This is a genomic window from Roseovarius sp. Pro17 (genome assembly GCF_035599575.1).
In the GTDB taxonomy this organism is placed as follows: domain Bacteria; phylum Pseudomonadota; class Alphaproteobacteria; order Rhodobacterales; family Rhodobacteraceae; genus Roseovarius.
In genome coordinates this window covers 886293-901715 of record NZ_CP141179.1, presented here as the reverse complement: position 1 = coordinate 901715, position 15423 = coordinate 886293, and the positions used below count along the sequence as shown (strand labels likewise).

Annotated in this window: 13 protein-coding genes and 2 pseudogenes; 8 read left to right on the top strand and 7 right to left on the bottom strand. The window is 59.0% G+C overall.

Annotation, left to right across the window (positions count from 1 at the left end; genetic code table 11):
* Positions 1-4: 4 nt before the first annotated feature.
* The 3 genes from U3654_RS04380 to U3654_RS04370 are packed head-to-tail and all read left to right on the top strand — an operon-like array spanning position 5 to position 2504.
* On the top strand, positions 5-1579 hold the full coding sequence (locus tag U3654_RS04380; protein WP_324754141.1) for a cytochrome b N-terminal domain-containing protein: 1575 nt from the start codon (positions 5-7) through the stop codon (positions 1577-1579).
* A complete protein-coding gene (locus U3654_RS04375) occupies positions 1576-2079 on the top strand; it encodes a hypothetical protein (RefSeq protein WP_324754140.1) in 504 nt (167 codons plus the stop codon). The genes U3654_RS04380 and U3654_RS04375 overlap by 4 nt, the downstream gene beginning before the upstream one ends.
* A gap of 17 nt (positions 2080-2096) precedes the next feature.
* A complete protein-coding gene (locus U3654_RS04370; RefSeq protein WP_324754139.1) occupies positions 2097-2504 on the top strand; it encodes a hemerythrin family protein in 408 nt (135 codons plus the stop codon).
* 224 nt (positions 2505-2728) lie between these two features.
* Here U3654_RS04370 and U3654_RS04365 read toward each other — a convergent pair.
* Positions 2729-3046: pseudogene (locus U3654_RS04365) on the bottom strand (IS6 family transposase); the annotation flags it as partial.
* A 195-nt stretch (positions 3047-3241) separates the two neighbouring features.
* On the opposite strand from U3654_RS04365, the gene U3654_RS04360 reads away from it, so the two are divergent.
* Positions 3242-3688 (top strand): universal stress protein, encoded by a 447-nt coding sequence (locus tag U3654_RS04360; protein ID WP_324754138.1) that lies wholly within the window; start codon positions 3242-3244, stop codon positions 3686-3688.
* Positions 3689-4883: 1195 nt separating this feature from the next.
* Here the strand turns inward: U3654_RS04360 and U3654_RS04355 are convergent.
* Positions 4884-6758, bottom strand: coding sequence for a heavy metal translocating P-type ATPase (locus tag U3654_RS04355; protein WP_416384582.1), 1875 nt, complete (start codon positions 6756-6758; stop codon positions 4884-4886).
* 278 nt (positions 6759-7036) lie between these two features.
* Here U3654_RS04355 and U3654_RS04350 point away from each other — a divergent pair, with 278 nt between their 5' ends.
* A complete protein-coding gene (locus tag U3654_RS04350; RefSeq protein ID WP_324754136.1) occupies positions 7037-7693 on the top strand; it encodes a DUF924 family protein in 657 nt (218 codons plus the stop codon).
* A 156-nt stretch (positions 7694-7849) separates the two neighbouring features.
* On the opposite strand, the gene U3654_RS04345 is transcribed toward U3654_RS04350, so the two are convergent.
* The 4 genes from U3654_RS04345 to U3654_RS04330 all read right to left on the bottom strand — a co-directional run bounded on the left by U3654_RS04345 (position 7850) and on the right by U3654_RS04330 (position 10317).
* Complete coding sequence (locus tag U3654_RS04345) at positions 7850-8431, bottom strand: DUF4453 domain-containing protein (protein WP_324754135.1); 582 nt, start codon at positions 8429-8431, stop codon at positions 7850-7852.
* Positions 8432-8551: 120 nt separating this feature from the next.
* On the bottom strand, positions 8552-8869 hold the full coding sequence (locus U3654_RS04340; protein ID WP_324754134.1) for a hypothetical protein: 318 nt from the start codon (positions 8867-8869) through the stop codon (positions 8552-8554).
* 233 nt (positions 8870-9102) lie between these two features.
* Positions 9103-9672: an OmpA family protein gene (locus tag U3654_RS04335; protein WP_324754133.1), complete on the bottom strand. Its 570-nt coding sequence runs from the start codon at positions 9670-9672 to the stop codon at positions 9103-9105.
* Between the two features lie 117 nt (positions 9673-9789).
* Entirely contained in the window at positions 9790-10317 is a 528-nt protein-coding gene (locus U3654_RS04330) for a hypothetical protein (RefSeq protein WP_324754132.1), read from the bottom strand.
* A gap of 421 nt (positions 10318-10738) precedes the next feature.
* Between U3654_RS04330 and U3654_RS04325 the strand changes: the two are divergent.
* A pseudogene (locus U3654_RS04325) lies at positions 10739-10867 on the top strand (integrase); the annotation flags it as partial.
* Positions 10868-11025: 158 nt separating this feature from the next.
* Here U3654_RS04325 and U3654_RS04320 read toward each other — a convergent pair.
* Entirely contained in the window at positions 11026-11571 is a 546-nt protein-coding gene (locus U3654_RS04320; protein WP_324754131.1) for a YaeQ family protein, read from the bottom strand.
* Between the two features lie 523 nt (positions 11572-12094).
* On the opposite strand from U3654_RS04320, the gene U3654_RS04315 reads away from it, so the two are divergent.
* Positions 12095-12463: a hypothetical protein gene (locus tag U3654_RS04315; RefSeq protein ID WP_324754130.1), complete on the top strand. Its 369-nt coding sequence runs from the start codon at positions 12095-12097 to the stop codon at positions 12461-12463.
* A gap of 294 nt (positions 12464-12757) precedes the next feature.
* A complete protein-coding gene (locus tag U3654_RS04310; RefSeq protein ID WP_324754129.1) occupies positions 12758-14989 on the top strand; it encodes a vWA domain-containing protein in 2232 nt (743 codons plus the stop codon).
* Positions 14990-15423 lie beyond the last annotated feature (434 nt).

Genomic DNA, 15423 nt, shown 5'->3' with positions numbered 1-15423 from the left:
GGGAATGCGGGCCGCGCTGAAGCGTGGTTTTGATCGGGTTGAGCGTCCTCTGGACAGGCTGTTTGGACCCGACTGGAACCCACTTGCCAATCTGGGGCCGCTGGGCTGGTTCATGTTCTGGATCGTCACCGCCACCGGCGTCTATCTGTTCATCTTCTTCGACACCGGCGTGGTCAATGCCTACCAGTCGGTCAAATGGCTGAGCGAGACGCATTGGCTGCATGCCGGGCTGGCCCGCAGCCTGCACCGATATGCGTCGGATTTCCTGGTGCTCCTCATGCTGATCCACCTGGTGCGGGAATGGGCCTTTGACCGTTATCGCGGGCGGCGCTGGTTCTCGTGGATCACCGGGGTGCCTGTGATATGGTTTGTCTACATGTCCGGCATCACCGGATATTGGCTGGTCTGGGACGAGTTGGCGCAATACGTGGCGCTGACCACCACCGAACTGCTCGACGCTCTGCCGTTCTTTGCCGAGCCGATCGCGCGCAATTTCCTGACCCCGGCAAGCCTGTCGGGGCGCTTCTTTACGCTGATGGTGTTTTTGCACATCGCTATTCCGCTACTGCTTTTGCTGATGATGTGGATCCATATCCAGCGCATCACCGCGGCGCGCACCATGCCGCCGCGCGGCCTGAGCCTGCTGACATTGGCGTCCCTCGTCATTGTCTCCTTCGCCATGCCAGCGGTCTTGCAGGGGCCTGCGGACTTGGCCACATTTCCGGCCAAAGTCGGGCTCGACTGGTTCATTCTCGGGCTCTATCCGGTGATTGACCTGATGCCGCCCCCGGTGATCTGGACCGGCGCGCTGCTGTTCACGGTTCTGATGTTTGGATTGCCCTGGCTGCCGCCACGCAAGGAGGCCGAGGCGGCACAGGTGTTCCTCGAGTTCTGCAACGGCTGCACCCGCTGCGAGGCCGATTGCCCCTATACTGCCATTACCATGGTGCCGCGCAGCGATGGCGCCCCCTTCCCGCAAGAGGCATTGGTAGACCCAGACCGCTGCGTTGCCTGCGGCATCTGCATGGGGTCCTGCCCCTCGTCCACGCCATTCCGCCGCTCCGGCCCGCTGATCACCGGAATTGACCTGCCCGGCCGCCCATTGAGGCAGCTGCGCGACGAGGTCATCGCCGCCGCTGCCGATCTTACCGGGCAAGGCCGAGTGATGACCATCGCCTGTGAACACGGCGCGGCCAATATGCCCGAAAAAGGCAGCGTGATCCTGCCCTGCGTGGCCATGGCGCCGCCCTCGCTGTTTGATTTCATCCTCAGCCGCGATCTGGCCGATGGCGTCTGCATCGCCGGTTGCGCCGAACGCGAGTGCTATAATCGTGTCGGGGCCAAATGGACGGAGGACCGCATCGCCAGAACCCGCGATCCCCAGCTGCGTGAACGCGTCCCGCGCGAGCGGTTGCTGACGCTCTGGGCCGGTCCAAGCGAGCGAGCGCGCCTTGCGGGTGACATTCGCGCCTTCGCCGAAAGGGTGGCGGCGCTGGAGCCGATGCAAGGCAAGCGCAGGCTTGAGCCGAACGAACCCGAGGCAGCCCCAGATGCGGCAGTTGGGGAGGACGCGAAATGAAGGGGCGCCTGCACCATCTGGCAATGGGCGGCATCGTGACGCTCGCGCTTGGCCTTGGCGTCGCATGGATGTCTGCATCTCCTTCCTGGCGAAATGCGCCGGAGAACATGGCCCTGTTGCGCCTCAGCTTCACCCATAGCGGCGACCGCAGCGCCAGTTGCCGCGACAGGACGCCGGAAGAATTGGCCAAGCTGCCGCCCAACATGCGGGCGCCGCAAATCTGTGATCGCAGGCGTCCGCCGATCTATGTTGAACTCGAGGTCGACGGCGCGCCGTTCTATGCAGCGCAAACCGCCCCTTCGGGTCTTGCCGGAAGCGGTCCGTCACGCCTCTATGAGCGCCTGCTGCTGCCTGCGGGCACGCATGATCTGACGGTGAGGATGCGCGACAACCCGGCGTCCGACGCCTTCGGCTATGAGGCGACGCGTAAGGTCGAGCTGCACCCCGGCCAAAGCTTCGTGATCGACTTCCGCAAGGACAGCGGATTTATCTTCGAATGATAGAAAAGGAGGCCAACATGGCACCGATTGAATGGAAAACAGAATACAGCGTCGGCAATCCGTCGGTGGATCATGAGCATCAGGAGCTGATCGACCTCGTCAATCAGACCGCGTCAGCCATCCTCGATAACGAGCCAGAGGCCGATATCCAAGACAGCTTTGGCGATCTTCTGCGCGCCATCACGGCGCATTTCGCCCTCGAAGAGCAGCAGATGAAAGCTCATGGCTACGACCAGCGCGACCAGCACAAGGAGCACCACGAACGGCTCCTGGACGAGTTGCGCGACATCATGGACAGCGATGAGACATCACCGGACAAGACCGCGGAGCGGTTGGCGACAACTTTGGAAGCGTGGTTCGGCGATCACTTCAAGACCCACGATGCCCGCCTGCATAACCGGTTGGGGCCGCATCCGCATACCTGATCCACGCTGATGCTGCCGGTAAGAAGCATCAGTCTGCAGGTCAGGTCGTCCAGAACCTCTTTGCGCCCGTAGTTTCACCGGACGGGAAAGGTAGCGTTCAAAACGATGGTAACCCGATCTGATCGCTGGTTTCCGCGATTGCTGCCCCGCTAAGAGAAAACTCGAAATAGCTCCGCGACCCATGTTCTGCCATCGAGCGTGCACGAAGTAAGAGCTTAGCTCGGGTCCCCTCCATAACAGACGGCAAGCCAAAGATGGTGTTGATCGCCGTCGATCTTCGCGAACACTTCGTCCAAGTGCCACTTTCAACGGGTCCCCTACCGCATTCGATCTACCCGCTTGCGCCGGATTTCAGCAGCAAACATCGGGCCAAAGCGGTTGCACCAAAACCGTAACGTCTCATGACGAATATCGATGCCACGCCCGTGCAGAAGGTCTTCGACGTTTCGCAGCGATAATGGGAACCGATCATACATCATCACGGCCAGGCGGACGATCTCGGGCGACGTTCTGAAATAGCAGAACGGGTAAGGTTTTGTCATACGGCGGCGTTGGACGGCGCGACCCTAAGGGACAAGAAAGTTCCTCCGACACTGCCCAGTGACCATTCTGACGTATACCGGGTTAGCTTTATGCGACATTCAACCCTATTGCCCTATCACGGTATCGGGACCAAGATGCCTGAAGCGTTGCGGATGCGCTGGGAACCGCGATTTAAGTTCTAAAAGGGAAAACACATGTACAAACATATTCTCATTGCAACTGACGGATCCGAACTTGCCCTCAAGGGGCTTGAGCATGGTTTGGCGCTTGCCCAGTCGATTGGTGCGAAAGTTACGATCTTGACTGTGTCAGAACCTTTGCATCCAGAAATGGCACGAGCGGCGCAATTGGCGGGTGTAGAAAATGCTGCCATTCGCTATGATCAACAGCTTGATAGTCTGATGAAAGAACGCTTTGCGTTTATAGAAGACCGCGCACGGGAACACGGACTCAAGGTGGACCTGACACATGAGCTTGACCGCTCCCCCGCCGAAGCCATTGTCCGGACCGCCAAGTTGAGTGGATGCGATTTAATCGTGATGTCGTCACATGGGCGGCGGGGAGTGCAACGGATGTTGCTCGGAAGTCAGACATCGGAAGTGTTGGTGACGACGCCCATTCCTGTGCTGGTCATACGGTAGACGCGGCTTTGTTGCACAAATCGGGTTAAGACCAGACTTCCCCTTACCCTGATCAGATCCATATTGTCGCGACAGTTTCTGATATGCCAAGCGCTGTGAAGCGATTGAGGATCGCGGCCCGGACCTGGATTTCCGCAACTGTCTGACGTCAGCGTCTATAGGTCTAAACAGGGTAATTTGATAAGAGATTGCTCTCGCTCATCGGAACCGCTGAGGGGTGGGGCATGCGATAGCTCAAGGAACTCGCCCAACTGTTCGTCATCGTTGTACAAAAACGTTTGAACTTGCTTACATCGTCCATCACTAAATACGAAATGCGAAGCATTGGGCAGCCCAACTTCTCGCCAGCCGAGACGGTCCGCTAACTCACCATTCTCGTTGTCGATTGGAACCGCGCCAACAGCCAGTTGTCAATCCCGGCACAAAAAGGGTCAGTTTCCCGGTGCAAACTGGACAGTTTGGTTGGGAGTTAGCGGCGCCTTGGCGCGCGCGCTGCGTGATAGCACGCCGCTCACAACCATCGCCCGCGACGACGCGTATCACGACGCCTTAGTCCGGAACCGCGGTCAACTTGTTAGTCCGGACCCGCGGTCAACTTGCCTTCCTGTCACCAACGCTACAGATGGCCATCCGCGACGGCACCCCGTCGCCAGACATCACATTGAAACGGATGATGCGCCAACCCATCCCGCTGGATTGGGCCATGCAAGAGCGCATGTTCGGACGGTAATTCCGACCCATCGTTCTGTGCTTGTCGCACCGAAATCTCAGTCTTGTTGGCAGGGGGAATTCCCTGCAAATGCCTTGCTCCGACGCTCAGGGAATTTGCTACTAAAAGCATGAAAATACTCATGTAATACCGACCGAACAGCGCGAGACATGTAAAATCTAGAAGAAATTCCCTGCAAATTCCCGGCCAGCAGGGAAACTCCCTCCAAACCGAACCCCGAAATGCACCCGGCAGAGACGCCAGCCGCAAACGCGCGATATGTGTCTCACCATGTCGTCGCTGTATAGGAATTGGCGGCACTAGTTGCCGAAAAATAAGCGCTAAAGACGCCATAAAAAATATAATTTCAAAGACTTGGGTGGCTGGCGGAGGAAACGGGACCCCCGTCGAACCTTCTCCACCGACGACGCCATTGTTTTTCATCATAACGCAGGAAATTTGTTGCTGGTAGCGCCTGCTCAACCTTCAAGCGGCGGACACCCCCGCCCTGTCAGGCATTTTCGTTCCACCATTCCGACGGGGTGCGCGTAGCAATCGCAGGCCATTGAGCACCACCAGAACCGTGCCCCCTTCATGGCCGATCACTGCCAAAGGCAAGGGCAGATCAAAGAACAGCCCGGCCATGACAAGCACGGCCATGGCGCCCATGGCAAAGATCAGGTTCTGGCGGATGATCGTGGCGGTCCGGCGCGCCAGTCTATGTGCCTCCGCAAGCTGCCCCATATTTTCTGACAAAAGCGCGACGTCAGCAGCCTGAAGCGCGACTTCCGAACCCGCTGCGCCCATTGCGATCCCCACATCGGCACGCGCGAGCGCGGCCGCGTCGTTAACACCGTCTCCGACGAAAGCGACCCTGCCCTTGGCTGCAAACTCGCCGACCATGCCGACCTTGTCCTCGGCGAGCATGTCGGCGTGAATTTCGTCCGGCTGGAAGCCAAGTTCGCTGCCGATCCGAAGTGCGACTGGCTGGCGATCGCCGGTCATCATGAAGATTTTTGTGACGCCGCCTTCCCGAAGCGCCGCAAGTCCAGATCTGGAGCTTGGGCGGACCTGATCCGCGATGCTGACGGCACCGAGAAGCCTGGAATCCTGCCCAAAGTAGATGACCGTCTGGGTGTCTTCGGCCAGCGTCTTCAAGGAAGTATGCACGATCTCGGCCCCCATCCGCGCCGCCATGCGCGGATTGCCTGCCCACAGTGTGCCGCCGGCGTTGTCACCGGTGATACCCTCGCTGGGCAGCGCAACGACATTCTCCACTTGGGCGGGTTGGATGCCGCGATTGGCCGCTTCCTGCCGGATAGCCGCGCCGCTGTGGTGTTCCGAATTGGCTTCGAGTCCGGCTAGAAGGGATAGAAATTCCTGCTCATTGCCATCAAGGGCAATGACCTTGGTGACCGACGCCTTGCCGGTTGTCAGCGTGCCGGTCTTGTCGAAGGCAAAGGTATCGACCACCGCGAGCGTTTCAAGTGCCGCCCCACCCTTGAACAAAACGCCCCCCCGTGCCGCAGCCGAGAGTGCAGACAGGATTGCGGCGGGAACCGAAATCACGATTGCGCAGGGGCTTGCCGCCACCAGCAAGACAGCGGCGCGATAGAGCGCCTCCTGCCAGTCGTGCTCAAGCCAGTTGAAAACAGCGAAGGCGAGGATCGCGCCCAGCAGAACCGCAATCGTATACCGCTGTCCGAACCATTCGCTGAAGCGTTCGGACGGTGCCTTTGCCGCCTGCGCTTCGGTCACCAAGGCGATCATGCGCGCGACAGTGCTTTCTTCGACCGTTTTCGTGACGAACGCTTCCAGCACGCCATCAAGGTTGACGGTTGCCTCGAACACTTTTGCGCCCTGCTGCTTGGTGACAGGCATGGATTCGCCGGTGATATTGGCCTCGTCTAGCGCGCCGCGGCCGGTGGTGATTACCCCGTCGGTGGGCACGCGCGCGCCCGGCCGCAGAACGAAAATGTCGTTCACCTTCAGGTCTGCGACCGGAATTTCCGCAACGGTGCCATCGGGCGATTTTCGCAAAGCGGTTTCGGGACGCAGCGCCATCAAGGCCTCTACCGCCCGTCGCGCCCGCCCAAGTGCGCGATCCTCCAGAGTTGTCGAAACGCTGAACAGCGTAAGCAGTACCGCACCTTCGAAGGGCGCGCCCACGGCCGCAGCCGCAATGGCCGCGACAACCATCAGCAAATCAATATCGAGAACGCGGTCTTTCCACAGCGCCACAAGCGCCCGCCACGCCGCAGGCATCCCCCCGGCCATATACACAAGCACCAAACCGACCAGAGAAGTGCGTTCGGCCGCGATGCCCTGCAGTGGCCATAGAGCGAGAACCGCCATGAGCATCCCTAGGACCGTCAGGACCGTCAACACCATCGTTCGATCTGCAGCGAACAGCTTTTTCACAATATCTACCCGGATGCTGGAACAGGAACGCAAGGCCCTGCTATCACGCTCGGCCCTCCGGTTGCCAGTAACTGCTGTCGCACGGGCTGCGCGACAAGCTTTGGGGAAACTGGCATCAATGGGGAAACCGTCTCTTGTGGCGTCGCGCCCGCCGATAGGCGTGATGGTTACCATTTGCATTGCTGGCCGGAGCAAGAGAGAATGGTGCCCGAGGAGGCATGGAACTGACCGAAAGATCCGACGACGAGACATGGCGGAGGGTTCTCGATTTCTGGTTTCCGGAAGGTCGCTCACTTGGGGTCGACGCCGACACCCATAAGGGCCACTGGTTCTGGAGGATGCGCGGCGGCGCACATGATGAGGTAATCCGGCGCTTCACGGACCTCACGGCAGAAGCGGCCGCAGGGCATTTCGGGCCTTGGACCACTGATCCCAAGGGCAGGCTTGCGCTCATCATCCTGCTCGATCAGTTCTCACGCTCGGTCTGGGCAGGCAGCGCCCGCGCGTTCGCGCAGGATCAGATGGCCCTGGCCCTGACGATGGAGGGATTGTCGAACGGCCACTACGTTGCATTGCCCACACCGTGGTTCAAGGTTGTCCATTGCCTGCCACTTGGCCATTGCGAGGGGCCGGATCACCTTGAACGCCTCGATCTTCTCATTGGGCTTCGCGAAGAGATCGCGGCAGAAGCCCCAGTGCAACTGCGGCCGATTTATCGGTCGCTGGTCAAGCAGGCCCGTGACGTGAAACAGGTGATCGAGGCTTTCGGCCGCCACCCTCACCGCAATCACCTTCTCGGCCGTCGTTCAACATCTGCAGAACAAGCATACCTGAAAAGCGGCAATTTTCCCCATTTTCGCGCGTTTGACGGGTGATGCTCGGATTAACCGTCGCGCGCACCCCTGTCAGCTATCCGCACTTGCCGAGGCCGCCACTGATGTCTGAGTAAACAGGCGCCCCGCACCGACGGCGCGGAGCCTGCCCCTGAAATTCTACGCGCGTAAGCTACTGTAGCCGCCGACCACGGCCCCTTATCCGGGATAGACGTCGCAAATCAGCTGATCGGGGCCAAGCCGCGCCCATCCGTAAGCCATTACGGGCAGGCCGGTATCGCGGGGGTGGACCGCGACGAAGGTCCAGTCACCAAAATCTTGATAGGAAATCCCCAGCGACTGACCGGGCGCAGCCGTGCCGATCACCAGCGCTGAGTCGCTGGCGCCGCTGTGCAGTGGAATCGGCGCGCCTCTATAGCCGATGCACCCGCCGGGGTAGAGTTCGACCACGGGCAGATCCTGCAGGTCGTGGTAAACGGCGAGATATTTCTGATCGCGGAGGCGCGTGCGACGGGTGTCGATTGCGCAGCCATAGGCGGTTTCCGCCGCGCGGAGCCGCGCCACGTTGGCGGCCGCGCGCGCGTCCAGGGCCGGTGTGGCGGTGGTGCAGTCGGCGTTGTCAAAGACCGCCTGCCCCAACGTCGAGTCAAAGCAATAACCGGCGCGATCGAACAACAGATTCCGGGCGAACCATAGTTCATCGCAGGGCGGATCGTCCTCCTGTGCGACCACTGGCGGCGCGACGCTCAACAGCATGAATATCATTCCGAACAGGCGCATCGAGCAACCTCCTGAGAGATGAGTGGGGCGCATGAATCCCTTGGGTCTGCTCTGATGATGCCTCATGGCGCGCCGCCCACCAAACAAAGAGTTTCCGGGCGTGGCCGCGCGACACCCCGGTCACAGAAAGGTTGTCAGGCCCTTTTGCGCGGCGGCTTCGGCGGCAGCCCGGTCCTGCATCGGCGTCGGACTGAAGATAAGCATCACCCGCCCCGCCCGGTGCCATACTGTTAACTGACCGATTTCCCCGACCCAGATGGCCGTGTCGCCGATCTGAAGTTCCTCGATCACTGCACCTTGACCGATGGTGGTGCGAAACTCGCCCACCATTCGGGCGCGCAGGGTCGCAGCATCCGCCACATTCGCGACCAGGTTCTCGCGCACCATCAGCGTCATGCGCGCGGACAGATCAGGTGTGTCAGCCGAACACAGGCTCAATCGAACACTCTCGCTTTCCTTTAGAACTCCGGGCACATAGGTGGTGCCGGGACCCAATGTTGTGGCAGTGTTGATGGCCCGCAGCACTTCACATGCAACGGCATAGGCTCGCCGGTCATAGGTTTGCTCATTGCAGGCAGAGCTATAAGCAGGGTCAACACCGTCGCCAAGCGATTCATCGATTTATCTCCGCACCAGTTCGACTCGGCGGTTCAGTGTGCGCCCTTCCTCGGTCAGGTTCTCGGCCACCGGTGCCAAGGGACCGACGCCCGCCGGCTCAAGCCGCCGCTCTGAAACTCCATATCGTCCGTCAGAGCCTTCACGACCGACGCCGCCCGGCGTTGCGACAGGTCGATGTCATAGTCATAGCTCCCTGTCATATAGGTGTAGCCGACAACGAAAACCTGCGTGTCCAGCTCGGCGGCCAGAAACTTTGCGATCTCCTCCAGGGGCGGGTCTGACTCAGCCGTCAGCGCGTCGGAATCATAGGCGAAATGCACCCCATACAGGGATACGCGCCCATCTGTTCCAAGACTGAGCGCCATGTCTTCGGCCGAAACAAATTCCATCCGGCGGTTCAGCGCCTCACCCTCGATCGCGTCCATCAGGACCAGCGTTTTCTGGAACAATTCCGGAAAATGGTCGAACGTTTCGAAGGCCGCGTAGATCGACACCTTGCGGCCCTTTTCCGGATTTGTCGCAAGCAGATAGCGGTGATCGTCCCGCGGCAGGCTGAACGCAGCCGCGCTCACCCGACCAAGCGTTTTCAGCTGAGTATCACGTGGGTATAGATATTGCGACATCGCGCTGGCCGGCCCGCATTCATCCTTGCCGCAGCCATACGAGCGTCTCGTAGCCCAATTCGGATAGCTCAGCCTCGTAGTTACGAATAACCTCCGGCAGATTATCGGCCGTGCGGTTCACGCCCCGTCCTCGCCAACCACCTGGATCAGTTCGTCGTCGCAAATGGCCGTCCGGAGCGTCTCGGCGTACTGATCGTCGTGGCGCAAGAGCCTGAGACCACACGTCTGGCCCGACGACATCCGGATACCGCTGTGCTCACGCCTGTAACGACCCTTCGGGACGTGGTCAAAATAGGTCCCGGTGAGAGCGTCCAGCTCTTGGCCGGGAGGCAGGGGCTGACCGATGCTGATCAGTAGGGCGATATCATCATAGCAGTCGAGCGTCGCCACTGCGTTGAAATGCGCCACCTCGACGTTCGGAATATCCGCAAACGCCGCTTCGATCGACTTGTAGGTCACTAGGAGCACGCGGCCCGGAAAAACCCGGCGCGCGTGCCACCGAACATAATCCACGCATTCCTGCAGACGATTGGCGCGCCGCGCGGCTTCCTCTGGCGCAAGGCCGGGCGCGGGACACAGCATCGACTTGCCGAAGCTGCCGCTGACCATCCTGACCTGCATATGTGGCACGGCAACATCGATCAAAGCCCTCTCAAGATCGGGCAAAATCCTCTGTACAAGAGCGGACCGCATCGTCGCATTGAGACGCAGGACCGGTTTGCCCCGGAGACTGTCGTGTAACCCACGCACTCGCCGCAGGACGACCTCATGACGGCCGGATGTATCTGGTTCCTTGATGCGCAATTGTCCTGAAGCCTCGCTGCTGCCCGCGAGCAGATTTGCGAGGGATTACCAACGCGCTGCCAACATCAGGACGCGGGCATTTCCCGCTGCGATGCCGCAAGCGGTTTTGCGCGCCGCGACGGGCATCCCGGGATGCAAATTTGCATCCTGCAGGCGCCAGCGTTCAAGCTAGGCTGCACGCCGGCAGTCCTCAAGAGACACACTGGCATCCTGTAGGACCACCCGCGAGACGAGGCCCGGACCGTTCGCCGCCAAAGCCTTCTACAATAAGACCGGAAATCTGAGAGCAGTCCAACTATCGCTGGGGCGCACGAAGATGGACAGTACCGTCCGATACCTTGGCGTCGAATTGGAAGACGCGCTCACCATTGAAGAAGCCATTGAAATCTAACCAGACGGGCCGCTTGCAAGAGCGGCCCAGAGCCGCCGTTGGTCACAGGAACCGGCGCTGCGGCGCAGCTTACCCGATGCGGACATTGGCGGCCACATCTGACTGAGGTGGCCGCCACTGAGCAACTCAAGTCCGTCTTTGCAGCGGGCAACCGTGAATTACGCAGCACTCTTCCATTTTACGGGGGTAACGTAAACGACGCTGTCATCAACACTGACCATCACGTCGCCGTCCTGAATGTTGATCTGGAGCTTCATCGCGCGGCTTGCCAGTTTTGCCAGCGCGCCTGTGTCGGTCTCGGAAAAATTTATCACCTGAAGATTATCAAAACGGGTGGTGCTGTTTTTGATCTTGTCCCACCACATCTCGGCAGTCCTGCCGCCATATGGATAGACAATCACCTTGTCGGCTTTGCTACAGGATTGACGCATCACCTTCTCGCTTGGAAGTCCCAGGGCCACCCACACATCAAGCTTGCCGCTCAGGCTTTTCTGCCAAATGTCTGGCTCGTCATCCGTTGAAAGGCCCTTCGTCATTTCCAAATGCTCATGGGCATTTAGCGCAAAAGCGACAATGCGCACCATCAGCCGTTCATCGGTCTCTGAGGGATGCTTGGCCACGGTCAGTTTATGGGTCTCATAATAGTGACGATCCATGTCGGAGACTGAGAGTTCAACTTTATAAATGGTGGCATTTTGCGCCATGATTTGTCCCAAACCTTCAAAGAATAATATGCCTACTCCGTCTGGGGACCGTTGGAAAGCGGATACAAAAGCCACAAATAATGGGGGCGAAGATGTGTTGCCAAGTTGTACGACCTCACAGTGTAGGATGGTTGGCCCTTATTAGGCCAACGCGCTCATGGCTGCGCCTGAAGTAGGCAACACACGCCGGGCATGGCGCCTGTGGTTCTGAGCCATGCGGCATAACCGCCTCGAAGCAACGGATTCACAGTGTTTCGGCCCAGGCCGGACCTTGGCCAATTCACCCATCGCTGCGGCGCAGCTTCTCCAGACCAGCCATTCGTGAATTGCGCAGCATTTTCCACGACAGGATGCCTGCTGAGCGGGACAAAACGGCCTTTAGCTGCTGTGCTGCGAAGCGCAAAACACCTTGCTCGATACGCTCTTGTTGGATAATACCTGCTATCCTTGTGATAAAATAGAAAAATATGGAATACTAAATTAAAAACAGAGCTTTGAAGTCAGTATCGTTTTAGCATCTGCTTTGGCGATGAGTGCTTGTTCAGCGACTTGGGAAGAGGATGGCATTAGCGACACCCAAGCCAAGGCACCGGTTCAAGCGCAAGCAATTGCTGCAGCCCCCTCCGCGCCCAAAACATCAGATCAAATCCAACTGTTTACCGGCAGCACCGCAGGACAGGCCTTCACTGTGATCCAAGACATTAAAGTGGCCGTGAATAAAACAACTGCTTTTAACGCAGATCCGACTGTCGCTCAGGTAGAAGAGCAGTTGAAAACGTCCGCCGCAAAATTGGGTGGAGATGCCGTCGTCAATGTTGTTATTTCAGGAGTGAAAGTTCGCGTATTGAGCTGGGGTGGCCGGACCGGAACTGGCACCGTTGTGAAATACTAGCGACCCTCGCTGCAGTCGGATGTCCAGTAGCTGAAGCTCGCTTCAAGCTATTGGCCATCAAAGCGAGAGGTATTACTGCAGGGGAAGAAGACCAATTTGGGCTCGAAGCTGAACTGCGGCGGCGCGGCGCGCATATTGGGTGCCCCGTTCGCCAGATCAACATGAACGGCCCATTGCGAGCATTGGGCATGTCGTCGTGCCTCACCATGCAGCACCCGAAAACGGACATTCTTGACCTTGTGATTATATGGGCGCACGCTCAGGCGATAAATTTCATCGAACAAGGGGGCTATCATGCGCAGTTTGTCCGCTTTGCTCTTTTGCCTCACTCTGATCCCCAGCCTTATCGCAGCCCAAGAGCGATCCAATACGATCCTCGTTCTGGATGGGTCTGGCTCTATGTGGGGGCAGATTGACGGGGTGAACAAAATCGTCATAGCCCGCACAGTCGTTGGACAGATCCTTGCGGACTTTCCGGCGAACGAAAACCTCGGCCTGACTGTTTATGGTCACCGCGAACGGGGCAATTGTGCCGACATCGAAACCATCGTGGCCCCCGGCCCTGACACAGCAGCCGAAATCCTTGACGCCGTGAACGCGATCAACCCTCGTGGCAAAACCCCGATGACCGACGCAATCATCGCGGCGGCACAGGCCCTGCGCTATACCGAAGAAGCAGCAACCGTTATTCTCGTCTCGGACGGCATTGAAACCTGCAACCCCGACCCCTGCGCCGCAGCAAGGGCGCTTGAGGAAGCGGGGATCGACTTTACCGCCCATGTTGTCGGGTTCGATGTGACAGAGGCAGACGCTCTGGCTCAAATGCAATGCATCGCGGACGAAACAGGCGGGCAGTTCCTGACGGCGTCGAATGCTGACGAACTGTCCGAAGCCCTGAGCATCGTCGCCGCGACCGCCCAACCAGCGCCGGACCTGACCCTTATCGACTTTCGCGCTACGCGCGGCGAAGGGGGGCCCGACGCCTCGTCTGTGGTTGTCTGGGACATCACCGGCGCCGAAGGTCTGCTGATTGAAGGCGGGACTGCCACGACTGGCAAAGCCTATTCCGCCGAACTGGAGCCCGGCAATTACACTGTGATTGCCCGTAGCGTGGCCGACGGGATTGAGGCGACGACCGGTTTCGTCGTGACCGAGGCTGCACAGACAGTGACAGTCGTGCTGCCGGTGCCGCAACCCGACGCCACGATCACTGCACAAGAGACCGCCGCCGTGGGATCGACCATTCCGGTAGAGTGGACCGGGCCGAATGTGGATCGGGATTACGTGTCAGTCGCTTCTGCAGATCAGAGCGACACGTCCTACATCAACTACACTTATATCCCCGAACTTGCCGACAGCGGTCTGTTGATGCCGCCCGTGCCCGGACCTTACGAGCTGCGCTATGTTTCATCAGCCGACGGCGCTGTGCTGGCAACTCGCGCCATCACCATGACCCCGATCAAGGTCGCGCTTAAAGTGCCGGCCACGGCCAGCGCGGGCGAGGCTGTCACCATAGGCTGGGACGGGCCGAATTATCAGCGCGACTACGTTTCAGTTGCTACACCCAATAGCAATGGCGGCAATTACATCAACTACACCTACACCGAGAACAGCGATCCGCTAACCATTGTGATGCCGCCAGAAGCCGGGGACTACGAGGTCCGCTATGTCATGGCGCAAGACAACACCATCATGGCGCGTGCGCAAATTTCCGTTCAGGAGGTCGGTGCAAAACTAGCCGCCCCCGATACGGCGGCGGCGGGTGAAACGGTTTCGGTCGAATGGACGGGACCGGGCTATGACCGCGATTATATTTCTGTCGCCAAGGTGGGCGTCGCGGGCGGACAATATGAAAACTACACCTACGTTCAGGAAGGCTCTCCGCTTGGGATACTTATGCCGTCAGAACCGGGCACTTACGAAATCCGCTACATCATCGCACAAGACAACGTCGTCTTGTCCAGCCAAACCATCACGGTCGACACTGTAGCAGCCAGCGTCACCGCGCCGTCTGTCGCGGTTATGGGTGCCTCGGTCCCGGTAGAGTGGACCGGCCCGGCTTATCCGCGTGACTACATCTCAGTGGCGCGCGTCGGCGACAGCGGTGGTCAGTACTTGAACTATACCTACGTTCAAGACGGATCACCCTTGCAACTAATGATGCCATCGCAAGCTGGCGACTATGAAATCCGCTACATTCTTGCACAGGACAACGTAATTCTGTTCAGCCAAGCGGTTACGGTCGGCCAAGTCAACGCGCAGCTTGTCGCGCCGTCCAGCATTTCACTCGCGGATGGAAATGTAATCGTCGGGTGGGATGGTCCGGATTACGCGCGCGACTATATCGCCATTTCGAAACCCGGCGAGAGCGGCTATCAAACCTATACCTATACCAGCAGCGGCAATCCAGTGACGGTCCCCTTACCCGAGGCTGCCGGCGACTATGAAATCCGTTATTTCATGGCGCAGGACAGCGTCGTTCTGGGGGCGATCCCATTGTCGATTACTGTGTCCGCCATCGAATAGGTTGAGACAGATAGGGTTTGACTTTGGAGAGTCATCGCTCATCTGATTTCAGTTGAGCAGCGGATTTTGCGCACTGCAAGCGCCTTTGTTTCATGGCCCGCCTCTTCGCCTGTTCTCGTTCCAGTAGGATTGTGTGGCCGCGACCTGTGCGAATGTCTGTGGGTGTCACGTTGTTCAGGCTCTCGCGGTATCGCTGATGGTTGTAGTGCCCGACGAAGGCGGCGATGAACTCTCGGAGAGAGAGAGGACGCAGGATTTCGATCGCAGGGCACGACGCTTTTTTTCGCAGTTTTCCAAATCGTCATCATTCCCTCAGGGGCATCAGAAACCGGAGCAGCCGTCGCATTTACTCGCGCGATAGGCTTCTCCACCTCATCGGCATCGACCATTTTCTGCCTACGGCCTCTCACGTCAGTCGTGCCTTGTGCCAGAAC